19 protein-coding genes, 1 rRNA gene and 1 pseudogene are annotated in these 19,771 nt (G+C 69.7%); 12 read left to right on the forward strand and 9 right to left on the reverse strand.

Annotated elements, in window-relative coordinates; all coding sequences use genetic code 11:
- Nucleotides 1-127 precede the first annotated feature (127 nt).
- Entirely contained in the window at nucleotides 128-1,126 is a 999-nt protein-coding gene (locus ABT004_RS30795) for an inorganic phosphate transporter (RefSeq protein ID WP_351343207.1), read from the reverse strand.
- A gap of 7 nt (nucleotides 1,127-1,133) precedes the next feature.
- Complete coding sequence (locus ABT004_RS30800) at nucleotides 1,134-1,754, reverse strand: DUF47 domain-containing protein (protein WP_351343208.1); 621 nt, start codon at nucleotides 1,752-1,754, stop codon at nucleotides 1,134-1,136.
- A gap of 209 nt (nucleotides 1,755-1,963) precedes the next feature.
- On the opposite strand from ABT004_RS30800, the gene ABT004_RS30805 reads away from it, so the two are divergent.
- A complete protein-coding gene (locus ABT004_RS30805) occupies nucleotides 1,964-2,323 on the forward strand; it encodes a metal-sensitive transcriptional regulator (protein ID WP_351343210.1) in 360 nt (119 codons plus the stop codon).
- A 94-nt stretch (nucleotides 2,324-2,417) separates the two neighbouring features.
- Here ABT004_RS30805 and ABT004_RS30810 read toward each other — a convergent pair whose 3' ends face one another.
- A complete protein-coding gene (locus ABT004_RS30810) occupies nucleotides 2,418-2,606 on the reverse strand; it encodes a hypothetical protein (RefSeq protein ID WP_351343211.1) in 189 nt (62 codons plus the stop codon).
- 172 nt (nucleotides 2,607-2,778) lie between these two features.
- Nucleotides 2,779-3,645: an SCO4651 family lipoprotein gene (locus ABT004_RS30815; RefSeq protein WP_351343213.1), complete on the reverse strand. Its 867-nt coding sequence runs from the start codon at nucleotides 3,643-3,645 to the stop codon at nucleotides 2,779-2,781.
- A 335-nt stretch (nucleotides 3,646-3,980) separates the two neighbouring features.
- On the opposite strand from ABT004_RS30815, the gene ABT004_RS30820 reads away from it, so the two are divergent.
- Entirely contained in the window at nucleotides 3,981-5,576 is a 1,596-nt protein-coding gene (locus ABT004_RS30820; RefSeq protein ID WP_351343215.1) for an FAD-binding oxidoreductase, read from the forward strand.
- Nucleotides 5,577-5,864: 288 nt separating this feature from the next.
- Here the strand turns inward: ABT004_RS30820 and ABT004_RS30825 are convergent, their stop codons facing one another.
- A complete protein-coding gene (locus ABT004_RS30825; protein WP_351343216.1) occupies nucleotides 5,865-6,590 on the reverse strand; it encodes a phosphatase PAP2 family protein in 726 nt (241 codons plus the stop codon).
- Nucleotides 6,591-6,788: 198 nt separating this feature from the next.
- The gene (locus ABT004_RS30830) at nucleotides 6,789-7,805 is read right to left on the reverse strand and encodes a C40 family peptidase (protein WP_351343217.1); all 1,017 of its coding nucleotides are present in this window, start codon (nucleotides 7,803-7,805) and stop codon (nucleotides 6,789-6,791) included.
- Nucleotides 7,806-8,110: 305 nt separating this feature from the next.
- Between ABT004_RS30830 and ABT004_RS30835 the strand changes: the two genes are divergently transcribed.
- From ABT004_RS30835 to ABT004_RS30860, 6 genes are all read left to right on the forward strand, one after another.
- A complete protein-coding gene (locus ABT004_RS30835) occupies nucleotides 8,111-8,419 on the forward strand; it encodes a DUF8827 family protein (protein ID WP_351343219.1) in 309 nt (102 codons plus the stop codon).
- A 134-nt stretch (nucleotides 8,420-8,553) separates the two neighbouring features.
- On the forward strand, nucleotides 8,554-9,348 hold the full coding sequence (locus tag ABT004_RS30840) for a DUF8175 domain-containg protein (protein ID WP_351343221.1): 795 nt from the start codon (nucleotides 8,554-8,556) through the stop codon (nucleotides 9,346-9,348).
- The gene (locus ABT004_RS30845; protein WP_351343223.1) at nucleotides 9,338-10,699 is read left to right on the forward strand and encodes a hypothetical protein; all 1,362 of its coding nucleotides are present in this window, start codon (nucleotides 9,338-9,340) and stop codon (nucleotides 10,697-10,699) included. The genes ABT004_RS30840 and ABT004_RS30845 overlap by 11 nt, the downstream gene beginning before the upstream one ends.
- The gene (locus ABT004_RS30850) at nucleotides 10,696-12,255 is read left to right on the forward strand and encodes an SCO6880 family protein (protein ID WP_351343225.1); all 1,560 of its coding nucleotides are present in this window, start codon (nucleotides 10,696-10,698) and stop codon (nucleotides 12,253-12,255) included. Before ABT004_RS30845 ends, ABT004_RS30850 begins: the two co-directional genes overlap by 4 nt.
- Nucleotides 12,256-12,321: 66 nt before the next feature.
- Nucleotides 12,322-13,740 carry an ATP-binding protein gene (locus ABT004_RS30855; RefSeq protein ID WP_351343226.1) on the forward strand — a complete coding sequence of 473 codons (1,419 nt, stop codon included), beginning with the start codon at nucleotides 12,322-12,324 and terminating at the stop codon, nucleotides 13,738-13,740.
- A 41-nt stretch (nucleotides 13,741-13,781) separates the two neighbouring features.
- Nucleotides 13,782-15,314, forward strand: a complete 1,533-nt coding sequence (locus ABT004_RS30860; protein ID WP_351343235.1) for a type IV secretory system conjugative DNA transfer family protein — start codon at nucleotides 13,782-13,784, stop codon at nucleotides 15,312-15,314.
- A gap of 3 nt (nucleotides 15,315-15,317) precedes the next feature.
- Here the strand turns inward: ABT004_RS30860 and ABT004_RS30865 are convergent, their stop codons facing one another.
- A complete protein-coding gene (locus ABT004_RS30865; RefSeq protein WP_351343228.1) occupies nucleotides 15,318-15,965 on the reverse strand; it encodes a TetR/AcrR family transcriptional regulator in 648 nt (215 codons plus the stop codon).
- 97 nt (nucleotides 15,966-16,062) lie between these two features.
- On the opposite strand from ABT004_RS30865, the gene ABT004_RS30870 reads away from it, so the two are divergent.
- A complete protein-coding gene (locus tag ABT004_RS30870; RefSeq protein WP_351343230.1) occupies nucleotides 16,063-16,668 on the forward strand; it encodes an NADPH-dependent FMN reductase in 606 nt (201 codons plus the stop codon).
- On the opposite strand, the gene ABT004_RS30875 is transcribed toward ABT004_RS30870, so the two are convergent.
- A complete protein-coding gene (locus ABT004_RS30875; protein ID WP_351343232.1) occupies nucleotides 16,665-17,228 on the reverse strand; it encodes a GNAT family N-acetyltransferase in 564 nt (187 codons plus the stop codon). The genes ABT004_RS30870 and ABT004_RS30875 overlap by 4 nt on opposite strands.
- A gap of 105 nt (nucleotides 17,229-17,333) precedes the next feature.
- Here ABT004_RS30875 and ABT004_RS30880 point away from each other — a divergent pair, with 105 nt between their 5' ends.
- The 3 genes and pseudogenes from ABT004_RS30880 to ABT004_RS30890 form a co-directional block, all read left to right on the forward strand.
- Nucleotides 17,334-18,179 carry an ATP-binding cassette domain-containing protein gene (locus tag ABT004_RS30880; protein ID WP_351343234.1) on the forward strand — a complete coding sequence of 282 codons (846 nt, stop codon included), beginning with the start codon at nucleotides 17,334-17,336 and terminating at the stop codon, nucleotides 18,177-18,179.
- Entirely contained in the window at nucleotides 18,179-19,141 is a 963-nt protein-coding gene (locus ABT004_RS30885) for a sensor histidine kinase (protein ID WP_451193118.1), read from the forward strand. The genes ABT004_RS30880 and ABT004_RS30885 overlap by 1 nt, the downstream gene beginning before the upstream one ends.
- Nucleotides 19,138-19,596, forward strand: a pseudogene (locus ABT004_RS30890) (response regulator); the annotation flags it as partial. The gene ABT004_RS30885 and the pseudogene ABT004_RS30890, both read left to right, overlap by 4 nt.
- A gap of 102 nt (nucleotides 19,597-19,698) precedes the next feature.
- Here ABT004_RS30890 and rrf read toward each other — a convergent pair.
- A 5S ribosomal RNA gene (rrf, locus tag ABT004_RS36445) occupies nucleotides 19,699-19,771 on the reverse strand; the annotation flags it as partial.

Consider the following 19,771-nt stretch of genomic DNA (forward strand, 5'->3'; position numbering starts at 1 on the left):
CCGAGAGGGGGCGGGCCTTTTCACAATTCAAGCCCCTGCGGCGATTGAGCAGGCATTTCCAGCCCCGCCGGCGTTTGAGGCGCGGGGTCCGGGGCAGAGCCCCGCGGCCTCGACCACGGCCGACCGCCTAGCCGAAGGCCAGCCAAATAACCCCATACGACGCGGCAGCGACAAGCGCGGCGGCCGGCATCGTAATGAACCACCCCAGGATGATGTTCTTCGCAACACCCCACCGCACGGCGTTCACCCGCTTCGTGGCCCCCACACCCATGATCGCCGAAGTGATCACATGCGTCGTGGAGATCGGCGCGTGGAACAGGAACGCCGACCCGAACATGATCGACGCCCCCGTCGTCTCCGCCGCGAACCCCTGCGGCGGATCCAGCTCGATGATCTTGCGCCCGAGCGTCCGCATGATCCGCCAGCCACCCGCGTACGTACCGAGCGACAGCATCAGGGCGCACACGATCTTGACCCAGACCGGAATCGGGTCCTCGAAGCTCTCGTGGCCGCCGATGACGAGCGCCATGACCACGATGCCCATGGTCTTCTGCGCGTCCTGGAGACCGTGGCCGAGCGCCATGCCCGCCGCCGAGACGGTCTGCGCGATACGGAATCCGCGCTTGGCCTTGTGCGGGTTGGAGCGCCGGAAGAGCCACATGATGAGCGTCATCACGAGGTAACCGACGACGAGCCCGATCACGGGCGAGGTGAACATCGGGACGACGATCTTCTCCCACACCCCCGACCAGTAGACCGTGGTCCCGCCCGCGAGGGCGGCGCCCACCATGCCACCGAACAGGGCGTGCGAAGACGAAGAAGGAAGACCGAAGTACCAGGTGACGAGGTTCCACACGATCGCGCCCGCGAGCGCCGCGAAGAGAATCCCCATCCCCTTGTCGCCGACGGGGGTCGCGATGATCCCCTCGCTCACCGTCTTGGCGACACCGCTGCCGAGGAAGGCACCGGCGAGGTTCATCACAGCGGCCATGGCGAGCGCCGCACGCGGCGTCAGCGCGCGCGTGGAGACAGAAGTGGCGATGGCGTTGGCGGAGTCGTGGAAACCGTTCGTATACGTGAATCCAAGCGCGACGCCGATCGTCACGATCAGGGAGAAGGTGTCCATGAGCCGGTCAGGACTCCTTCACGGCGATGGTCTCCACCGTGTTGGCCACGTGCTCGAAGGCGTCGGCCGCCTCTTCCAGCACATCGACGATCTGCTTGAGCTTCAGAACTTCCATGGCGTCGTACTTGCCGTTGAAGAGCTGAGCCAGCAGCTTGCGGTGGATCTGGTCGGCCTGGTTCTCCAGGCGGTTGACCTCGATCCAGTACTCGGTGAGGTTGTCCATGGTGCGCAGGTTCGGCATGGCCTCCGCGGTCAGCTCGGCCGCCCGGGCCAGGACCTCGACCTGCTGCTCCACACCCTTGGGAAGCTCCTCGACCTGGTACAGGACGACCAGGTCGACGGCCTCCTCCATGAAGTCCATGATGTCGTCGAGGGACGACGCGAGGTTGTAGATGTCCTCGCGGTCGAACGGCGTGATGAACGAGGAGTTGAGTTGGTGGAAGATCGCGTGGGTGGCGTCGTCACCGGCGTGTTCGGCTGCCCGCATCCGCTCCGCGATCTCGGCCCGGGCGGAGGAATCCGCCCCGAGCAGTTCCATCAGGAGCTTCGAGCCCGTGACGATGTTGTCCGCGGACGCGGCGAACATGTCGTAGAAGCTCGTCTCCCTGGGGGTCAGACGAAAGCGCACGTGGGGTCCTCGGGGTGCTTTGGATTCGGTCAGGCTGATGCTAGGCGCATCATCCGGCCACGGCTAACCGGCGTCTCCCCAGTGTCGCCCATCAGGCACAGTGATCAGCACTGGGCCCGGTCGAGCCGGGACGAACCGGCACGATCCTTGGAAAATCCGGTACCATATACCCACAGGGGGTATGGGAGAACCACGGGAGGACGGAAGCGATGACGACCGACGCGACGCAGACGGAACAGCAGACTGTGCCGGACGATGCCGAGATCGTGACCGACCACGACCGCGGCATCCACGGGTACCACCACCAGAAGGACCAACACCTCAAGCGGCTGCGCCGGATCGAGGGTCAGATCCGCGGCCTGCAGCGGATGGTGGAAGAGGACGTCTACTGCATCGACATACTCACGCAGGTGTCGGCCTCCACGAAGGGACTGCAGTCCTTCGCGCTCCAGCTCCTGGAGGAGCACCTGCGGCACTGCGTCGCCGACGCCGCGCTCAAGGGCGGGACCGAGATCGACGAGAAGGTCGAAGAGGCCACCAAGGCGATCGCACGCCTGCTGCGCACCTGAGCACCCGCCGTACCCGTCACACCCGTACTCCTACGAGAAGGTGGGGACGCCGCACTCGGCGTCCCCACCTTCTTGCTCTTCTCGTTCTTTCCGCTCAGTTCCGGTCGCCCTCCGGTCCGCCGGGCAATACCTCGGCGACCCGCAGCACCTCGTCGATCCGGCCCACGCTGAGCCGCCCCTCGGAGACGGCGGACGCCGCGATGATCAACTCACCGCACAGCTCGATCTCGGCGAGGGCGACGTGGTCCTGAACCGCCGTACCACCCACGGGAGCCACGTTCATCACCTCTTCCTGCCGCGTGACCAACAGCCGATGGCCGCAATGGCCGACTTCCTAGAGTAGGGACCGGCTCACGCCCCGCGCATGGCACGGAAGAACCATTTCCGGCCCCCGACAGGCCTACGGCCGGGTGCCGAAACGGGCGACGGGACGGGCGACAGGACAAGCGGCGGCCCTACGGTCCCGGCTCGGCGACCTTCCCCGCGAAGATGTCCCCCTTGGCCGGAAGCCGCACCTTCACCGGCTTCCCGAACCCCCGGTACAGGGTCGTCGACGTCACGGCCACGTCCTTCCCCGGCTGCCCGTTGGCGAAGCTGAACCGGTGCACGACCTTACGGACGAGGCCCTCGTCGTCGACGTAGACGTCGAACGGCACCCGCCCCTCGCGGAACCCTTTCGCCGCCGCCGCGAGCGCCGTCCTCTGCGTCGCGGAAGCGGCCTTCGCCGCGACGCCCAGCTCCACGTCCCCCTTGTAGTGCCGGGTGGGCACGCCCGCGATGTCCTTCTCGCCCTGCTCCGTCACATTCCGTGCGCCGCGCAGCAGTTCGGCCGCGGCGAGCGGGTCGGTGGCGCCGCCGGTGACCAGGTTCCCGTCCGTCAACGCCGTGATGTCGACGCGCACCCACTTGTCGGCGGGGACGCCGGCGCCCCGGTTCTTCATGTAAAGGGCGCCGGGCGCGAGCAGTTCGGTGATCGGCCGGTGCTCCTCGTCGCCCGCCGCGTCCTGCGGAAGCCGCACCCGCAGCTCGCCGATGCCCTTGCGGTAGTCGTAGACGCCCTCGCCGTGGATGGTGACGCGGGTCCCGCCGCTGGCCATCTCCATCGACGTACGCGCGTGTGAACTGCCCTCGCGGACCAGCCGGTCGGCCGCCTTGCGCACGGTCTGCGTCGGGTCCGCGTTCCGCTCCCCGCCCGCGGCGCCGCCACCGCACCCGCCGACGCCCACCACCACCGACGCCACCGCGACAGCCGCCACCGCCGCCCGTGCCGAAGCGGCCGCGCTCCCGTGCTGCTGCACCACCATCGCTGGTCCGACCCCCATGCCTGTCCGTGCGTGTGCGGCCACCTCGTCGTCGGGGTTAACGACGAGTAGGGTCGACCGTCACGCGAACGGGGGCTTTACATGGAGTCGCTACCGTGGCCGCGTGGCACAACAGCAGCATTCGCATACGACCACCGTCGTGGAACAGGGACGTTTCTGCCTGGCCCGGTGCAGCTGCGGCTGGCGGGGCCCTGCCAGGAGGGCGCGGAGCAAGGCCCGTTCGGACGCGGACGACCATCTCGGCTCGGCGGGCCCGGACGCCTGACGGAACCCACGGCTCCCGGATGACGTCTCGTACCTCGGGAAGCGAACGGGTGGCCGAGGGAGACAACCACATGGAACGCCGCACCTTCATCACGGCATCGGCCGCGGCACTCACCGTGGGCGGCGCGGTGACCGCCTGCTCCGGCTCGGGTGCCGGTTCCGGCTCGGGCTCCGGCTCAACGGGCGGGACCGCGGCCGGTTCTTCCACCCCGATCCGCTCCACCAGCGCGAGCGCCTCCAGCACGGTGCGGGCCGCGACGAACCTCGCCGGGCTCGCCAAGGATCTCGACGGCTCCCTCGTCCGCCCCGGTGAGTCCTCCTGGGCGGCGGCCCGCCAGCTCTACAACACCCGCTTCGATGCGTTGAAGCCGCGCGCCGTCGCGTACGTCGAGGGGCCCGACGACATCCGCACGACCCTCGCGTACGCCCGCGCGCACAAGGTCCCGCTCTCCATACGCAACGGGGGCCACTCGTACGCGGGTTGGTCCTCCGGCGACGGCCACCTGATACTCGACGTCTCCCGGATGAAGTCCGTCCGCTCGTCCGGATCCGAGGCGGTGGTCGGCGCGGGCGCGAAGCTCATCGACGTCTACCGGGCGCTGACGGCGAAGGGCGTCACGATACCGGCGGGATCCTGCCCCACGGTCGGCGTCTCGGGCCTCACGCTCGGCGGCGGCCACGGCGTCGTGTCGCGGGCCTACGGCCTCACCTGCGACAGCCTGACGCAGGCCACAGTCATCACGGCCGACGGCAGGGAGCTGACCGCGAACAAGACCTCCGAGAAGGACCTCTTCTGGGCACTGCGCGGCGCCGGGAACGGCCAGTTCGGTGTGGTGACGGAGCTCCGCTTCAAGACCCACCCCGCGCCGCAGGGCGTGTCCGCGTACATGAGCTGGCCCTGGTCGAAGGCGGCGAAGGTGCTCAAGGCGTGGCAGAAGTGGGGCCCCGACCAGGCCGACGAGATCTGGTCCTCTCTGCACATCGCGGGCGCGCCCGGCGGCAACCCGACGGTCTCGGTCGCCGCGTTCTCCCTCGGTACGTACACGGAGCTGCAGAACGCGGTCGACCGCCTCGCCGACGGCCCCGGCGGTCCGGGCCCGGCCACCTCGGTCTCCCTCAAGCGCCGCTCGTACGAGGAGTCGATGGAGGTGTACGCGGGCTGCTCGGCCTTCGCGAACGACGAGCAGTGCCACCTCCCCGGCGCCACGCCCGGCCGCGACTCGGCGGGCGCGCTCCAGCGCGAAACGTACGCGGCCGCCTCCGACTTCTTCGACCGGGACCTCTCGGACGCGGGCGTGCGCACGCTCCTGAAGCAGCTGGAGAACATCACGTCCGGCGCCGGCTCGGTGGCGCTCACGGCGCTCGGCGGCGCGATCAACCGCGTCGACCCGACGGCCACGGCCTTCGTCCACCGCCGCTCACGGATGCTCGCGCAGTACATCGTGTCGTGGCAGCCGAATGCCTCCGGCGGTGCCGCCCGTAGTTGGCTGTCCTCGGCCCACGCGGCGATGCGCCCGTACGCCTCGGGCTCGGCCTACCAGAACTACGCGGATGCGTCCCTGAAGAACTGGAAGCGGTCCTACTACGGCGACGCGACACCCCGCCTGACCAAGATCAAGCACGCATACGACCCGTCGGGCTTCTTCGACTTCCCACAGTCCCTGTAACACTTGGGGGCTCCGCCCCGGACCCCGCGCCTCAATCGCCGGCGGGGCTGGATAGGTCGATCGCCGGCGGGGCTGGATCGCCTCAATCGCCGGTGGGGCTGGATAGTTCAGCTCGGCGGGGCTTGATCCACCAAGCCCCTGCGGCGATTGAGCAGGCCTTTCCAGCCCTGTCGGCGATGGAGGCATCTCCAGCCCCGCCGGCGATTGAGGCGGTCTTTTCAGCCCCGCCGGCGTTTGAGGCGCGGGGTCCGGGGCGGAGCCCCGAGGCGTGGGGACGGTCGACCGCAGCTACGCCGCCAGGTCCCGCTCCTCCGCCGGCTCAGCCGAATCGCTCGACTCGGCGAAATCCACCGCCTCCGGCACCGAACCAGGCGCCCACACAAGCCGCGAAACCCACCCGGCCGACCGCCCGACAGCCCGCACCAACGGAGTGAGCAACGCCGAGGCCAGCGGCGAAAGCAGCAGCGCGACAGCCGTCCCGAGCGCGAACCCGCCGACGACGTCCGTCGGATAGTGCACACCCATGAAGACCCGGCAGAACCCCTCGAGCACGGCCAGCCCTATGGCGGCGAGCCCAAGCTTGCGGTGGGCGATGAAGAGACCCGCCCCGATGGCCATCGCCAACGTCGCGTGATCGCTGACGAACGAGAAGTCCGTCTTCCCCTTGACCAGAATCTCGAGCCCGTCGTGGTCCACGAACGGCCGCGGCCGCTCGACGAAGGACCGGATCGGCACGTTCACGAGGAGGGCGACACCGGCCGCGAGCGGCGCCCACACCACGGCGGCCACGGAGGACGCGGCGTCGTCGAGCGACCCACGCTTCCTCGCACCCCACCAGCACCACAGCACGACGAGCACGAGCGCGAGCAGGATCCCGTACTCCCCGACGAACTCCATGGCCCGGTCGAACCAGCGGGGAGCGTCATCGGCCAGGCCGTTGATGTCGTAGAGCAGCGTGACGTCGGGGTTGGATCCGGATGTCGCGGGCGCGTCGAGTGCCACGAGTCCAGCCATAGTTCAGCGGCCCCTTCGTCTTCAGCCACCCCCGTGGTTGTTTTCGATTCAGCAAGAGGAACGCACGATCTCACCCTCTACGTTCCACACTCCACCGAACGATCACCCAGACGTTATCGAAGAGAGACACAAACCCGCAGCTCAGGGCCACGCCTCTCACAGAGAGTTCCAGCCAACCCACACTCCGCGTCGGCCGACTCAGACCTCCGGCGAGCCGCTCGGCAGCGCCCTCGCGCCGTCCTCCGTGACGCGGGTCGCGCCGAAGTAGTCAGCGGTGTCGATGGGGTCGAAGCGGATGACCGCACCGGTCCGCGGCGCGTCGATCATGTACCCGCCACCCACGTAAAGGCCCACGTGGTGAATGGCCCGGCTGTTCTGGAGGTCGTGGGAGAAGAACACGAGGTCCCCGGGAAGCAGCTCGTCCCGCTTCGGATGCGGCCCGGCGTTGTACTGGTCGTTGGCCACGCGCGGCAGCTCGATGTCCACCGACTCGTACGCGGCCTTGGTCAGCCCCGAGCAATCGAATCGGCCATCTTGGTCCGCCGTGCCGTTGCCGCCCCACAGGTAAGGGGTGCCGAGCTTCTTCTGCGCGAAATAGATCGCGGCCGCGGCCTGCTGCGAGGGCTGCACGCGCCCGACGGGCTTCGCGAAGGACTCCTCGAGCGTCGTGATGACCTTCACGTAGTTCTGCGTCTCGCGGTACGGCGGCACTCCCCCGTACTTGATGACCGCGTAGGAACCCGCGTTGTACGCGGCGAGCATGTTCTTCGTCTTGTCGCCGGGCGCGTCCTTCACGTACGAGGCGAGCTTGCAGTCGTACGAAGCGGCGGACGGGATCGCGTCGTTGGGGTCCCAGATGTCGCGGTCCCCGTCCCCGTCCCCGTCCACCCCGTGCGCGGCCCAGGTGCCGCTGATGAACTGCGCGATGCCGTACGCTTTGGCCGGCGACGACGCCTTCGGGTTGAACCCGCTCTCCTGGTAGAGCTGCGCGGCCAGCAGCGCCGGATTGATGGCGGGGCAGAGATTGCCCCACTTCTGTACGAGTGGCTGATACGCGGCAGGCACCGCGCCCTTCGCCAGCCCCACGGCCCCCTGGCCGACCCCGCTGCTCAGACTCCCCGCCGCCATGTACGTCCCGAACACGAGCAACGCCATGAACCCGGTCCCCCCGGCGACGGCCGAGCCCGCGAGCATCCACGCCTTACGCACCGTCAACCACCCTTCGCCACGGGGGAGTCAGTTTACGGGCGGGACCGCTACGCCGTCGGAGACTGCCCCGAACTGTCCTCGACCAGCCTTCATTGCCCGGCGTGACCAGGCATGATACACAGAGTAACCGTACGTTCCTTCGCATCCGGAACCGCCCCTCCGGGGCGGTCCCCAGGCATGGGACCGTAGGAACTCGGCCAAGGAATGGCGCCAAGTGTGCAGGCATCGGAGCCAATCTGGGCAAGAATGGGTCTGACCTCTGCGCTGCGGCAGAGGCGACAGAACTACCCACGTGGGGCGGTGAGTTACACATGCTGCTGGCAGCCGAAAAGGGCGACATCTCCACCATCATCGGCGGGATCGCCCCGGACTGGGGCCCGTTCGGGACCCTGGGCAACGAGGCACGCGTGATGGTCGAGGTGGTGATGGCCGTCGCCATCCTGCTGTGCCTCGGCATCGCGATCTGGGGCGCGGCCAAGCAACGGATCGGGGCGACCGCCCTGCGCGACACCTTCAGCGCCGAGCAGGGCAAGGGTCTGATCATCGCGGGCCTGACCGGGGTGTTCATCATCGGCTCACTCGGCACGCTGTTCACCATCGTGTACGGCATGGCCGTCTAGCTCCCCGCTGATCTAGCTCTCCGCTGAGGTTGCGTCTCCCTGATGTCGAGTCACCACACCGCGCCCGCGCGGAAACCAGCACGGCTACCGTCGTACGCGGTGGTTCGGCGAAAGGTTGAGGGGGCGTGCGCGCGATGAGTTCCGACGGTCCGCAGGACGACGAGCTCTACGGGGGCTCCGGGCAGACCCGGACGCGGCTCCCGGAGGACCCCGGCGCCCGCAGACCGGGACGTTCACCGTCCCGGTCCCTGGTGACCGTGGTCGGCGTGGTGGTGCTCCTCATCGCGGCGATCGCCTTCGCGAACCGCGGCGACGACGCCTCCGTCGGTGGCGACTCCCCCGGTACGAAGCCGGCGGCGGCCCCCACGGCCCCGACCGGCTCGAAACCGGTGTCCTCCGGATTCGCCCACGACGAACAGGGAGCGCAATCGGCTGCCGCCAACTATGCGGTTCAGCTCGGTTCGGCCGACATGTTCGACAAGGCGAAACGAGACGGCATCGTCGACGACGTCTATACGCCGTCGGCCGCCGACGCCCGGCGGGGCGATCTCGACAAGGTGTACTCCAGCGAGAGCTTCCTGACGGGCATCGGCCTCGACAAGAGCGGCTCCGCGCCGAAGGGCAGCACGTTCGTCTCCCGGGTCATCCCGGTCGGCACCAAGGCGACTGCCTACAAGGACGGCGCGGCGACCGTGTCGATCTGGTACTCGTCGCTGTTCGGCCTCGCCGGCGAGGGCACGCAGAACCCGGTGTCCGAGAGCTGGTACACGAACAGCTACAAGCTGCGCTGGGTGGACGGTGACTGGAAGGTGGAGGACTTCTCGCAGAAGGACGGCCCCGTCCCGGTCGGCCGCGACCAGCGGGCCTCCACGGCCGACGACATGGCGAAGGCCGTGCAGGAGTACGGAGGGTTCAGCTATGCCCGCTAACCGGCGACGCCGCGCCCTCTCCCTCACAGCCGTGATCACCGGCGTGCAGGCCACTGCGGTCCTCCTGGCCTCCCGGGCGTGGGCCGCCCCGGAGCCCGACCCGTCCGACAACCCCTGCGACCTCATCCGCGGCGCCGCCAGGAAGTACTGCGAACGCGGCAACGACGCCACCGGCAAGAACACCGGTGACGGCGGGACGCCCGACGTATCCAACCCCCTCGACCCCCTCTCCAGCCTCGCCAAGGGCTGCGCGGAGGCGGCCTCGTGGACCGTCGACCAGCTCAGCAACGCCGTGCAGAAGACGGCCACCGTCGACTTCACCAACCAGAAGTTCCTCCAGCAGTACGCCGTCGTGTTCGCCGCGTCGACGATCCTCACGCTCGTGCTGTGGCTGCTCGCCGTGGCCAAGCGTGCCGTGCGCGGCGTACCGCTGATGACCGCGATCTCGGAGGCCGTGGGCTTCCTCTGGCTCACCGTGCTCGCGTCGGCCTTCACCCCGCTGATCCTCTACACGGTGGTGTCGGCGGCGGACGGTGTCTCCGACGTCCTCGCGAAAGCCACCGGGAACCAGACGGACGCGTTCTTCGGGACGTTCTCCGAGGCCCTGAAGAAGGGCGACGACATCGGCGGCGGGCCGATCATGCTGATCGTCGTGTCGCTCGTGTCGATCGTCGCGGCGGGCGTGCTCTACCTGGAGCTGTACCTGCGCGCCGTCCTGCTCTACGTGGGCGCGCTGCTCGGCGTCGTCGTCTACGCGGGGCTCGTCGACAAGAACCTGTGGGGGCACGTGCGCCGCTGGGTCGGCGTCATGATCGCCGTCATTCTCGTGAAGCCGGTCATCGTGATCGTCCTCGGCCTCGCGGGGGCGCTGTCCAGCAGCGACAAGGGGCCCGGCTCCCTGGCCGCGGTCGTGTCCGGCCTCGCCATCGTGCTGCTCGCCATCTTCGCGAGCGGCATGATCTACCGCTTCGTACCCGGCTTCGGCGACGAGATGGCCAACGTACGCAAGAACCGGCTCATGCAAGGGGCCGAGGGCAAGGCCGCCGCCGTGATCAGTTCCCCCGCGGCGCTCGTCTCGCAAGGAATCAAAACCCACAGCAGCCGCCAGGACGGCGGGGGTTCGGGCGGTGGCGGAGCTTCCCAGGCCCGTCCCGCCAACCCGGCGTCCGGCGGTGTGGCCGCGCACAGCTCGCGCTCGGCCGCGTCAGGGGGAGGCGGCGGAACTGTCCCCTCCGCCGCATCCCCGCCCCGTACGAACCCGACGAAGACCCCGCACGCGAGCAACGACCGCGGGAGCAACAGCGGTAACACCGGCAAGAACGGCAACTGGCAAGGAGGTGCAGGGCGTTGACGACCCAGTCCCACGTGTCCCCTCCGGTCACGCCCCGCCGTACATATCTGATCGGTCGCGCCCGGCCGAACGCGATTGTCGGCAAGAATCGTGAGTCCGGCGAGATCGCGATGATCGTCGTGGGCGCGTTCCTCGGCATGATGTGCGGACTGCTCGTCCCCGTGCTGTCGCTGCGCATCGTGCTGCTCACCGGCTTCCCGATGCTCGCGCTGGCCGCGGTCTACGTCCCGTACAAGAACCGCACCTTCTACAAGTGGTTCGAAATCAACCGCAGTTACAAGCGCTCCCTCAAGCGCGGCACCGCCTACCGTTCGCGCACCATGGAGGCCGGCACCCGGCTCGACGGGCGTGAGGTCGAGATCGGCCCGCCCCCCGGCATCGGCAGGCTCACGTGGCTGGCCGCGCCGTTCGGGCCCGACGAGATCGCGGTCCTGCTCCACGCCGACCGGCGCACCGTCACCGCCGCCATCGAGATCGAGGGCCCCGGCGTCGGGCTGCGCGACTCGGAGGACCAGGAGGCGCTGGTCGACCGGTTCGGCACACTGCTCAAGCACGTCGCCAACGGGGACGGGTTCGTGAGCCGGCTGCAAATGCTGGCCCGCACCCTCCCCGCCGACCCCGACGCGCACAACAAGGACGTCGCCGTGCGCGGCGACGACCGCTCGCTGGGCTGGCTGCAGAAGTCGTACGACCAGCTCCAGTCCATGGTCTCGACGAGCAGCGAGCAGCACCGCGCGTACCTCGTGGCCTGCATGCACTACACGCGCGACCTGGCCGCCGAGGCCAACGCGATGGCCCGCGCCACCCGCCCGAAGGGCGGCAAGAAGGTCGACAGGGACGCCGGGCTCGCCGTCGTCATGGCGCGCGAACTCACCGACATCTGCTCGCGGTTGCAGGAGGCGGACATCCGCGTGCGGCAGCCGCTCGGGCAGGGCAGGCTCGCGTCCCTGATCCACTCCATGTACGACCCGGACCACTCCATCGACCACATCCAGGCGATGTCGAAGCGGAACGCCTGGCCGGCCGAGCTCGACGCCATGGAGCCGACGTTCCTCCAGGCCAAGACGCGCGAGTCGGCGACGCGCGCGCCGTGGTGCCACGCCACGGCGTGGGTGAAGGAGTGGCCGATGACGCCGGTGGGCGTGAACTTCCTGGCTCCGCTCCTCGTCCACACCCCGGATGTCATCCGGACCGTCGCGGTGACGATGGACCTCGAACCCACCGAGGTCGCCATCGAGCGGATGCTGACCGAGAAGACCAACGACGAGGCGGAGGCGTCCCGCGCCGCCAAGATGAACCGGACGGTCGACCCCCGCGACATCGCCGCCCACGGCCGCCTCGACCAGCGCGGCGAGGACCTGGCGAGCGGGGCGGCGGGCGTCAACCTCGTCGGCTACATCACGGTCTCCTCCCGCAACCCCGACTCGCTCGCCCGCGACAAGCGCACCATCCGCGCCTCCGCGGGCAAGTCGTACCTGAAGCTGGAGTGGTGCGACCGCGAGCACCACCGGGCGTTCGTGAACACGCTGCCGTTCGCCACCGGCATCCGCCGATGACCCCGCCGATCCCGATGTTCCCGATGTCCGCCGCCAAGTCCCCGGCCGGAAGGTAGGCGCTGCACTATGCGGGATCCGCTGACCGCTCTCACCGATACCTTCACCGCGTTCCTGTTCGGGAAGGTGGAGACGACCCGGCTTCCGGTGCGTACGTCGACGGGGCAGGCGCAGGCCGTCTATCTGCCGACGGCCGCGCCCGGCCTCGGCGACTCCGGCGTGATCATCGGCCGCGAGGTGTACTCCGGCAAGGGCTACATCTACGACCCCTTCCAGCTCTACGGTCAGCAACTTCCGGCCCCCCACTGGCTGGTCCTCGGCGAGTCCGGAAACGGCAAGTCGGCGCTCGAGAAGACGTACGTACTGCGGCAGTTGAGGTTCAAGGACCGCCAGGTCGTCGTCCTCGACGCGCAGGGCGAGGACGGCGTCGGCGAATGGAACCTCATCGCCGAGGAGCTGGGCATAACTCCCATCCGGCTCGACCCGACGGCCGCCCTGGACATGGGAATCCGCCTCAACCCCCTCGACCCGGCGATCACGACGACGGGCCAGCTCGCGCTGCTCCGCACGATCATCGAGGTCGCGCTCGGCCACGGTCTCGACGAGCGCTCCGGCTTCGCGCTGAAGGTCGCGCACGCCTACGTGAACGAGACGATCGTCGAGCGGCAGCCGGTCCTGATGGACATCGTCGAGCAGCTCCGCCACCCGGAGCCGGAGTCGGCGGAGGCCATGAACGTGGCGCTCGAGGACGTCCGGGCCTGGGGCCTGGACGTGGCGCTCGTCATCGACCGGCTCGTCGACGGTGACCTGCGCGGCATGTTCGACGGCCCGACGACGGTCGGCATCGACCTCGATGCCCCCCTGATCGTCTTCGACCTGTCCCACATCGACCGGAACTCGATCGCGATGCCGATCCTGATGGCGATCGTCGGCGTGTGGCTGGAACACACATGGATCAGGCCGGACCGCAAAAAGCGCATCTTCCTGGTCGAAGAGGCCTGGCACATCATCAACAGCCCGTTCGTGGCCCAGCTCTTTCAGCGGCTGCTGAAGTTCGGCCGTCGCCTCGGCCTGTCCTTCGTGGCGGTCGTCCACCACCTGAGCGACGTGGTCGACGGCGCGGCAGCGAAGGAAGCGGCCGCGATCCTCAAAATGGCCTCCACGAGAACGATCTACGCCCAGAAGGCCGACGAGGCGAGAGCCACGGGCCGGGTGCTCGGGCTGCCCCGCTGGGCCGTCGAGATCATCCCGACGCTCTCCCCGGGCATCGCCGTCTGGGACGTCAACGGCAACGTACAGGTGGTCAAACACCTGGTCACCGAGACGGAACGGCCCTTGGTCTTCACCGACCGGGCCATGACCGAAACGTCCTTCGAGCGCGAGCAGTTCGTGGACGACGCCCTGCACGCGGCCGAGCGCGAGGCGGAGGAACGGGCCGCCGCGTTCGTGGAGCAGCGCTTCGGCGGCTCCGAGTCCACGGTGGCGTGAGCGGTGGCATGACAGGAACGCGGGACGAGCGGGGGCGCCGGATGCAGCGGGGTTACGACCGGGACGAGCGGGGTTACCGGGAGGGACGTGGCGGCCGGGGCGGCGGCGTGCCCGACGGGCTGCTCATCGGCATCCTCGCGTTCCTCCTGGGCATGACGGTGCTGGTGTGGTCGGCGACAGGCCTGGCCGGCCTGTTCACGAAGGGCGCGTGGCCCACGGCCGTGACCTTCGGCCACACCCCGCTGGCCCTGCGCTCCCTGATCACGCACCCCCACGACATCCCCGGCGCCTGGCCGAACACCCCCACGGCGGAACTCTCCGGCTACGGCCTCGTCTGGGGCCTGGTCATCGGCCAACTGATGATCCTCGTCGTCCTGACCATCTTCATAGCGGGAACCTTCACGCGCTGGCGTGGGGTCCGGGCGGGTCGCCGCGAGGAGCGGAAGCCGGTCCCTTCGGCACGGGAGCCGGAGTTGCGGCCGCGGGGCTCCGCCCCGGACCCCGCTGGCTCTCGTCCAACGGCGGGGCTGGAAATGAACCCACTCGCCGGCGAGCGGACGGGGCCGCCAAATCAAGCCCCGCCGGCGATTGAGGCGCGGGGTCCGGGGCAGAGCCCCGCAACCGCAACCCCGGCTCCCGCAACACCGACCCGCCCGCTCCACCTCGGCCCCCCGGCCACCCGCCACCCCCTGGCCATAGAGGCAATCCAGGACGCCGAGGGCCCGGCCCTCGTCATCACGTCGGCACCGGAGGTCTGGTCAGAAACCAAGGACGCCCGCGCCAAACTCGGCCCCGTCCTCCTCTACGACCCCACCCACCTCTGCGACACCCCTGCCCGCATGCACTGGAACCCGTCCTCCGGCTGCACCGACAAGGACACCGCGGCCCAACGCGCCACCGCCCTCCTCGCCCCGACAAGACCCACCGCCAAACTCGACTCCGCCCTCGCCGAAACCGCCGAAACCCTCCTCCGCAGCTACCTGCACGCCGCCGCCGTCGACGGCAAACCGTTTCGCCACGTCCACCGCTGGTCCCAGGGCACCCAGGTCCAGGACGCCGTACGCATCCTCCGCACGAACCCGAAGGCAGCCGCCGGCACCGCGGGCGAACTCGAGGCCGCCCTCACCTCGCACCCCGAACGCCGCGACATGGCACAGGAGTTGACCGCCCGCGCCCTGTCCTCCCTCTTCACGATCCACATCCGCGAGGCCTGCACACCCAACCGAACGGATGCGCTCACCCTGGATTCCTTCATGAACGAAGGGGGCACGCTTTATGTGGTCGGTGAACCCATCGAGGACCCGAAGGGGCAGCCAGGCGCGATGCCCCTGCTCACGGCCCTCGCCTCGAGCGTGGTCGAGCACGGCCGCCGCGTGGCCGCACGGTCACCTGCCGGCCGGCTCGACCCACCAATGACGCTCGTCCTGGACGACGTCGCGGCGGTGGCTCCGCTTCCCCAACTGCCGGAGCTGCTGACCGCCGGGGCGGACCGGGGCCTGGTCACCCTGGCCCTGATCCGGTCCAGGGAACAGGCCCGCACACGCTGGCCGGACGCCGAACTCCCGCTGCCCTAGGCCCTAACGGCCGTACAGCCTCAGAAACACCGCGAGCCCGCTGCGCACCCGCGCGTCGACCTCGTCTGCCGCCATCGGCACCACCCCGAAGAACGTATCCACCGTGACGGACCCGGGGATCAGCAGCATGAAGTGCCGCCCCGCCTCAGCGGAGTTGGCCTCATCGACCGCCAGGTGCCCCTGCTCGCCGAGCCGCAACAGCGCCGCACGCACCGCCCCAGCCGTCGCCCGCGGGCCGATCCGCTGCCACTCCTCGATGACGTCGGCAGGCAGATGCGGGCCCTCCGAGATGACGTGCCGTACGAGAAGCATGTGCGGCTCATGGTCACCGCGCCGACCCACCCACTCCCGGGCGAACGCGAGCAGGTCCTTCTCCACGTCCGCCACTCGGCCCAAGTACCGCTCGATCAGCACGACATGAGCGCCCGTCACGTTCTCGGCGCTGTCGATGAGCACCTCACGGAAGAGGTTCTCCTTGCCGCCGAAGTGGTTGTAGAGCGTGCGCGTGGAGACCCCCGCCTCGGCGGCGATCTCGTCGATGCCCGCGCGCGCGTACCCCTCACGACCGAAGACCGTGCGCGCCCCGCGCAACAGCGCCTGCCGCTTCTCGACCGTGCCCTTGCGCGGGGTGTGCCGCGACTCCCGTGTCATGCCGCTCCGTCCTACGCCGTCCCGTTCCAGCCTAGGCACAGAGACCTAGGTACAACGACCGTTGCACTTCTTACAACCATCGTTGTACTTTACCGGCATGGCAACCGAACCCCACTCCGAGCCGACCCGCCCCCTCCGCATCGCGATCGTCGTCGGATCCACCCGAGACGGCCGCCTCGCCCCCACGGTGAGCACCTGGTTCACGGCCCAGGCCGAGCACCACACCCCCGAAACCCGCTACGACGTCATCGACCTGACCGACCTGGACCTCCCCGAGGCCCACCCCGGCTGGGGCCACGAACCCACCGCGGCCCAGACCGAGTTGGCCGCCCGCGTGGACGCCGCGGACGCCTTCGTGGTGATCACCCCCGAGTACAACCACAGCTTCCCGGCCCACCTGAAGCACTTCATCGACCTGCACCGCGACGAGTGGAAGGCCAAGCCCGTCGGCTTCGTCTCGTACGGCGGCGTGGGCGGCGGTCTCCGCGCCGTGGAGCAACTCCGCCTGGTCTTCGCCGAGTTGCACTGCGCCACGATCCGCGACGGCGTCAGCTTCCACCGGGCCCACGGCGGCCTCTTCACCGAGGACGGACCGGCCCACGACGAGCAGGGCGCGGCCGGCGCCGCCAAGGTCATGCTCGACCAGCTGTCCTGGTGGGCCCACGCCCTGCGCACGGCCCGAGCGGAACACCCGTACAGCTAGGGCGTGTGGCGCTTGAGCTCCATCTCGCACTCCGCCTTCGAGGGGTCGCCCGGATTCGGCACGGCCCCTCCCGTACGGACGAAGCCGAACTTCCGGTAGAACCCCTCGGCCCGCCGATTGTCCTCATGGACGTACAGCCGCACCCGCGTCACACCCTCAAGGCCGAACGCCCACTCCACGGCCGCCGAGAACAGGGCTTCCGCAAGGCCCGTCCCACGCGCCTCCGGCCGCACGAACACCGCGACGAACTGCGCCTGCCGGGCCTCGACGCGCTGCCCGAAGAAGTCCGCGGCGCCCGCCTCCTCGACGAGCACCACCACGCTGCCGTCCCAGCGTCCGCCCTCGCCGGCCCCACCGGACTCCGCGACGAACTGCAAGGCCGTCGTCCCGTGCGCCGCCCGCTCCGCGCGCCCCCGCCAGAACTCGTCCGGCTGCGCCACCGCGTCCTCGTACGTCTCCAGATACGCGAGCGGCGCCGCCGGGTCCCGCAGCGCCGCGAGCCGCAGGTCTCTCGTGGCCCGCCACTCGTCGGCCCGCACGGGCCTGATCACATAGTCCATGCATCCGCACCCTAAGGGCCCGTAGTACCCCGGTACTACGGCATTTCCGCAGCTCGATGCCCCGGTCCGACGCCCGCGAGGCCCCGCCCACGGCACCGTACAACCATGACAATCCGAGCCCTCGGCCTCACCAAACGCTACGGCGGCAGGAACGGCAAGACAGTCGTCGACGACCTCACCTTCACCGTCGAGCCCGGCACGGTCACCGGCTTCCTCGGCCCCAACGGCGCGGGCAAGTCCACGACCATGCGCATGCAGCTCGGCCTGGACACCCCGACCGCGGGCCGCGCCACGATCGGCGGCCGCGTCTACGCCACCCACCCGGCCCCGCTCACCGAGGTCGGCGCGCTCCTGGAGGCGAAGGCCGTCCACCCCGGCCGCACCGCCTTCCACCACCTCACGGCGCTCGCCCTCACGCACGGCATCCCGCGCTCCCGCGTCGAGCACATCCTCGACCTCGCGGGCCTCACCGACGTGGCGGACAAGCGGGTGAAGGGCTTCTCCCTCGGCATGGGCCAGCGCCTCGGCATCGCGGCGGAGCTCCTCGGCATCCTCATCACCGCGAACGAGTACTCGACGGGCCTGGTCCGCGCCACGATGGCCGCGGTCCCGCGCCGGCTGCCTGTCCTGTGGGCCAAGGCCGGCGTCTTCACGGCCGTCGCCTTCACGGTCACCTTCGCCACCAACCTCGGCACGTTCCTGCTCGCCCAGATCTGGCTCTCCGACAGCGACAAGGCCCTGTCCCTCACGGACTCCGGCGTGCTGCGCGCCCTCGCGGGCAACGCCGCCGGCATCACGCTCCTCAGCCTCATCGCCTTCGGCCTCGGCGCGCTGTGCCGCTCCGCACCGGCCGCGATCGGCGCGTTCGTCGGGGCCGTCATGATCCTGCCCGAGGTACTCCAGATGATCAGCAACGACGCCGTCCAGAGCGCCGTGAAGTACTCGCGGTGATGGTGGCGACGGCACTGGTCAGCAACTGGACGGGCGCCTGGCTACATATCGCGTTCGCCCAGTTCGTCGTGGTGTTCAACATCGCCCTGCGGCTGCCCCTGAGGTCGCTCGGCGGGGCGGCGGCCCTGACCGTACTGCCCATGCTCGTGAGCTTCGTCCGCTTCCCGCACGGCAGTTGGGACCAACTGATCGTGCCGCAGCTGTGGTCCCTGGCGCTGGTCACCCTCGCGGGCATCGCCGTCCGCTCCCGCCAGGACTACACCCGGTCCCTCGTCGAACGGGCCCGCCAACTCGAAGTCGAGAGCGACCAACAGGCCCGCCTCGCGGCCGCCGACGAACGCGCCCGTATCGCCCGCGAGATGCACGACATCATCGGTCACAACCTCTCCGTCATCACCGGCCTCGCCGACGGCGGCTCCTACGCTGCCGCCCGCAGCCCCGAACGGGCGGGCCAGGCCCTCACCGCCATCGCCACCACCAGCCGCCAGGCCCTCACGGAGCTCCGCCGACTCCTCGACGTACTGGGTGAGGAAGCCCCCACGCCCTCCGCGGAGTTCACCCCAGCACCCGCGCTCGACGACCTCGACTCCCTGCTCGAAGGCGTACGTTCGGCAGGGCTCCCGGTCCTCAGGAAGGTCGAGGGCGAACCGGCTCCGCTGCCCGCGGGTCTGGAACCCACGGTGTACCGAGTGGTCCAGGAGGCCCTCACCAACACCCTGAAGCACGGCGGCCCTTCGGCCACCTCCGAGCTCCTCGTCTCCTACGCCGCCGACACGGTGACCCTCACCATCACCGACACCGACCGCGGCACCCTCACCGACAGCCGGGGGACCGGCCGCGGCCTCGCAGGCATGCGGGAGCGAACGGCCCTCTACCGAGGCGCACTTGAGGCCGGACCACGACCGGCCGGCGGCTGGCGGGTACGCCTCCGCATCCCGACCCCGGAAGGGCCCACTCCGTGACGACCGTCCTCATCGTCGACGACCAGCCCATGCAGCGCTTCGGCTTCCGCATGCTCCTGGAGAGCCAGGACGACCTTCGGGTCGCGGGCGAGGCAGGCACGGGCGCGGAGGCCGTCCGCCTCGCGCCCGAACTCGCCCCCGACGTCGTCCTGATGGACATCCGCATGCCCGGCATGGACGGCATCGAGGCCACGCGCCGCATCATCGCACGGACTCCGGGGAACGACGGCCCGCCGGAAGGACCGCGCATCCTCATCCTCACGACCTTCGGCATGGACGAGTACGCGTACGCGGGCCTGCGCGCGGGCGCCTTCGGCTTCCTCATCAAGGACGCGCTCCCGGAGGAACTCCTCGCGGGCATCCGTGCGGTGGCTGCCGGCGACGCGATCGTCGCCCCCAGCCTCACTCGCCGCCTCCTCGACGCGTACGTCCACCATCTCCCGGCCGCGGCGGGCACTCCGCCGGCCGCCTTTGACCGGATGGTCGGGCCATGGGCGGGCCCCTAAACGCAGAAAAGCCCGGACCGTATCCCGGCCCGGGCTTTCCTTTTAAAATTAGTTCGGCGGCGTCCTACTCTCCCACAGGGTCCCCCCTGCAGTACCATCGGCGCTGTGAGGCTTAGCTTCCGGG

Source organism: Streptomyces sp. NPDC002790, from assembly GCF_040295505.1.
In the GTDB taxonomy this organism is placed as follows: Bacteria; Actinomycetota; Actinomycetes; order Streptomycetales; family Streptomycetaceae; genus Streptomyces.

Bases quoted from the DNA above. Each gene is read 5' to 3' on its own strand.
- ABT004_RS30810 (WP_351343211.1), bottom strand. From the start codon at position 2,606: ATGAACGTGGCTCCCGTGGGTGGTACGGCGGTTCAGGACCACGTCGCC.
- ABT004_RS30840 (WP_351343221.1), top strand. From the start codon at position 8,554: ATGAGTTCCGACGGTCCGCAGGACGACGAGCTCTACGGGGGCTCCGGG.
- ABT004_RS30845 (WP_351343223.1), top strand. From the start codon at position 9,338: ATGCCCGCTAACCGGCGACGCCGCGCCCTCTCCCTCACAGCCGTGATC.
- ABT004_RS30870 (WP_351343230.1), top strand. From the start codon at position 16,063: ATGGCAACCGAACCCCACTCCGAGCCGACCCGCCCCCTCCGCATCGCG.
- ABT004_RS30865 (WP_351343228.1), bottom strand. From the start codon at position 15,965: ATGACACGGGAGTCGCGGCACACCCCGCGCAAGGGCACGGTCGAGAAG.
- ABT004_RS30860 (WP_351343235.1), top strand. From the start codon at position 13,782: ATGCAGCGGGGTTACGACCGGGACGAGCGGGGTTACCGGGAGGGACGT.
- ABT004_RS30820 (WP_351343215.1), top strand. From the start codon at position 3,981: ATGGAACGCCGCACCTTCATCACGGCATCGGCCGCGGCACTCACCGTG.
- ABT004_RS30880 (WP_351343234.1), top strand. From the start codon at position 17,334: ATGACAATCCGAGCCCTCGGCCTCACCAAACGCTACGGCGGCAGGAAC.
- ABT004_RS30805 (WP_351343210.1), top strand. From the start codon at position 1,964: ATGACGACCGACGCGACGCAGACGGAACAGCAGACTGTGCCGGACGAT.
- ABT004_RS30835 (WP_351343219.1), top strand. From the start codon at position 8,111: ATGCTGCTGGCAGCCGAAAAGGGCGACATCTCCACCATCATCGGCGGG.
- ABT004_RS30825 (WP_351343216.1), bottom strand. From the start codon at position 6,590: ATGGCTGGACTCGTGGCACTCGACGCGCCCGCGACATCCGGATCCAAC.
- ABT004_RS30795 (WP_351343207.1), bottom strand. From the start codon at position 1,126: ATGGACACCTTCTCCCTGATCGTGACGATCGGCGTCGCGCTTGGATTC.
- ABT004_RS30875 (WP_351343232.1), bottom strand. From the start codon at position 17,228: ATGGACTATGTGATCAGGCCCGTGCGGGCCGACGAGTGGCGGGCCACG.
- ABT004_RS30855 (WP_351343226.1), top strand. From the start codon at position 12,322: ATGCGGGATCCGCTGACCGCTCTCACCGATACCTTCACCGCGTTCCTG.
- ABT004_RS30885 (WP_451193118.1), top strand. From the start codon at position 18,179: ATGGTGGCGACGGCACTGGTCAGCAACTGGACGGGCGCCTGGCTACAT.
- ABT004_RS30815 (WP_351343213.1), bottom strand. From the start codon at position 3,645: ATGGGGGTCGGACCAGCGATGGTGGTGCAGCAGCACGGGAGCGCGGCC.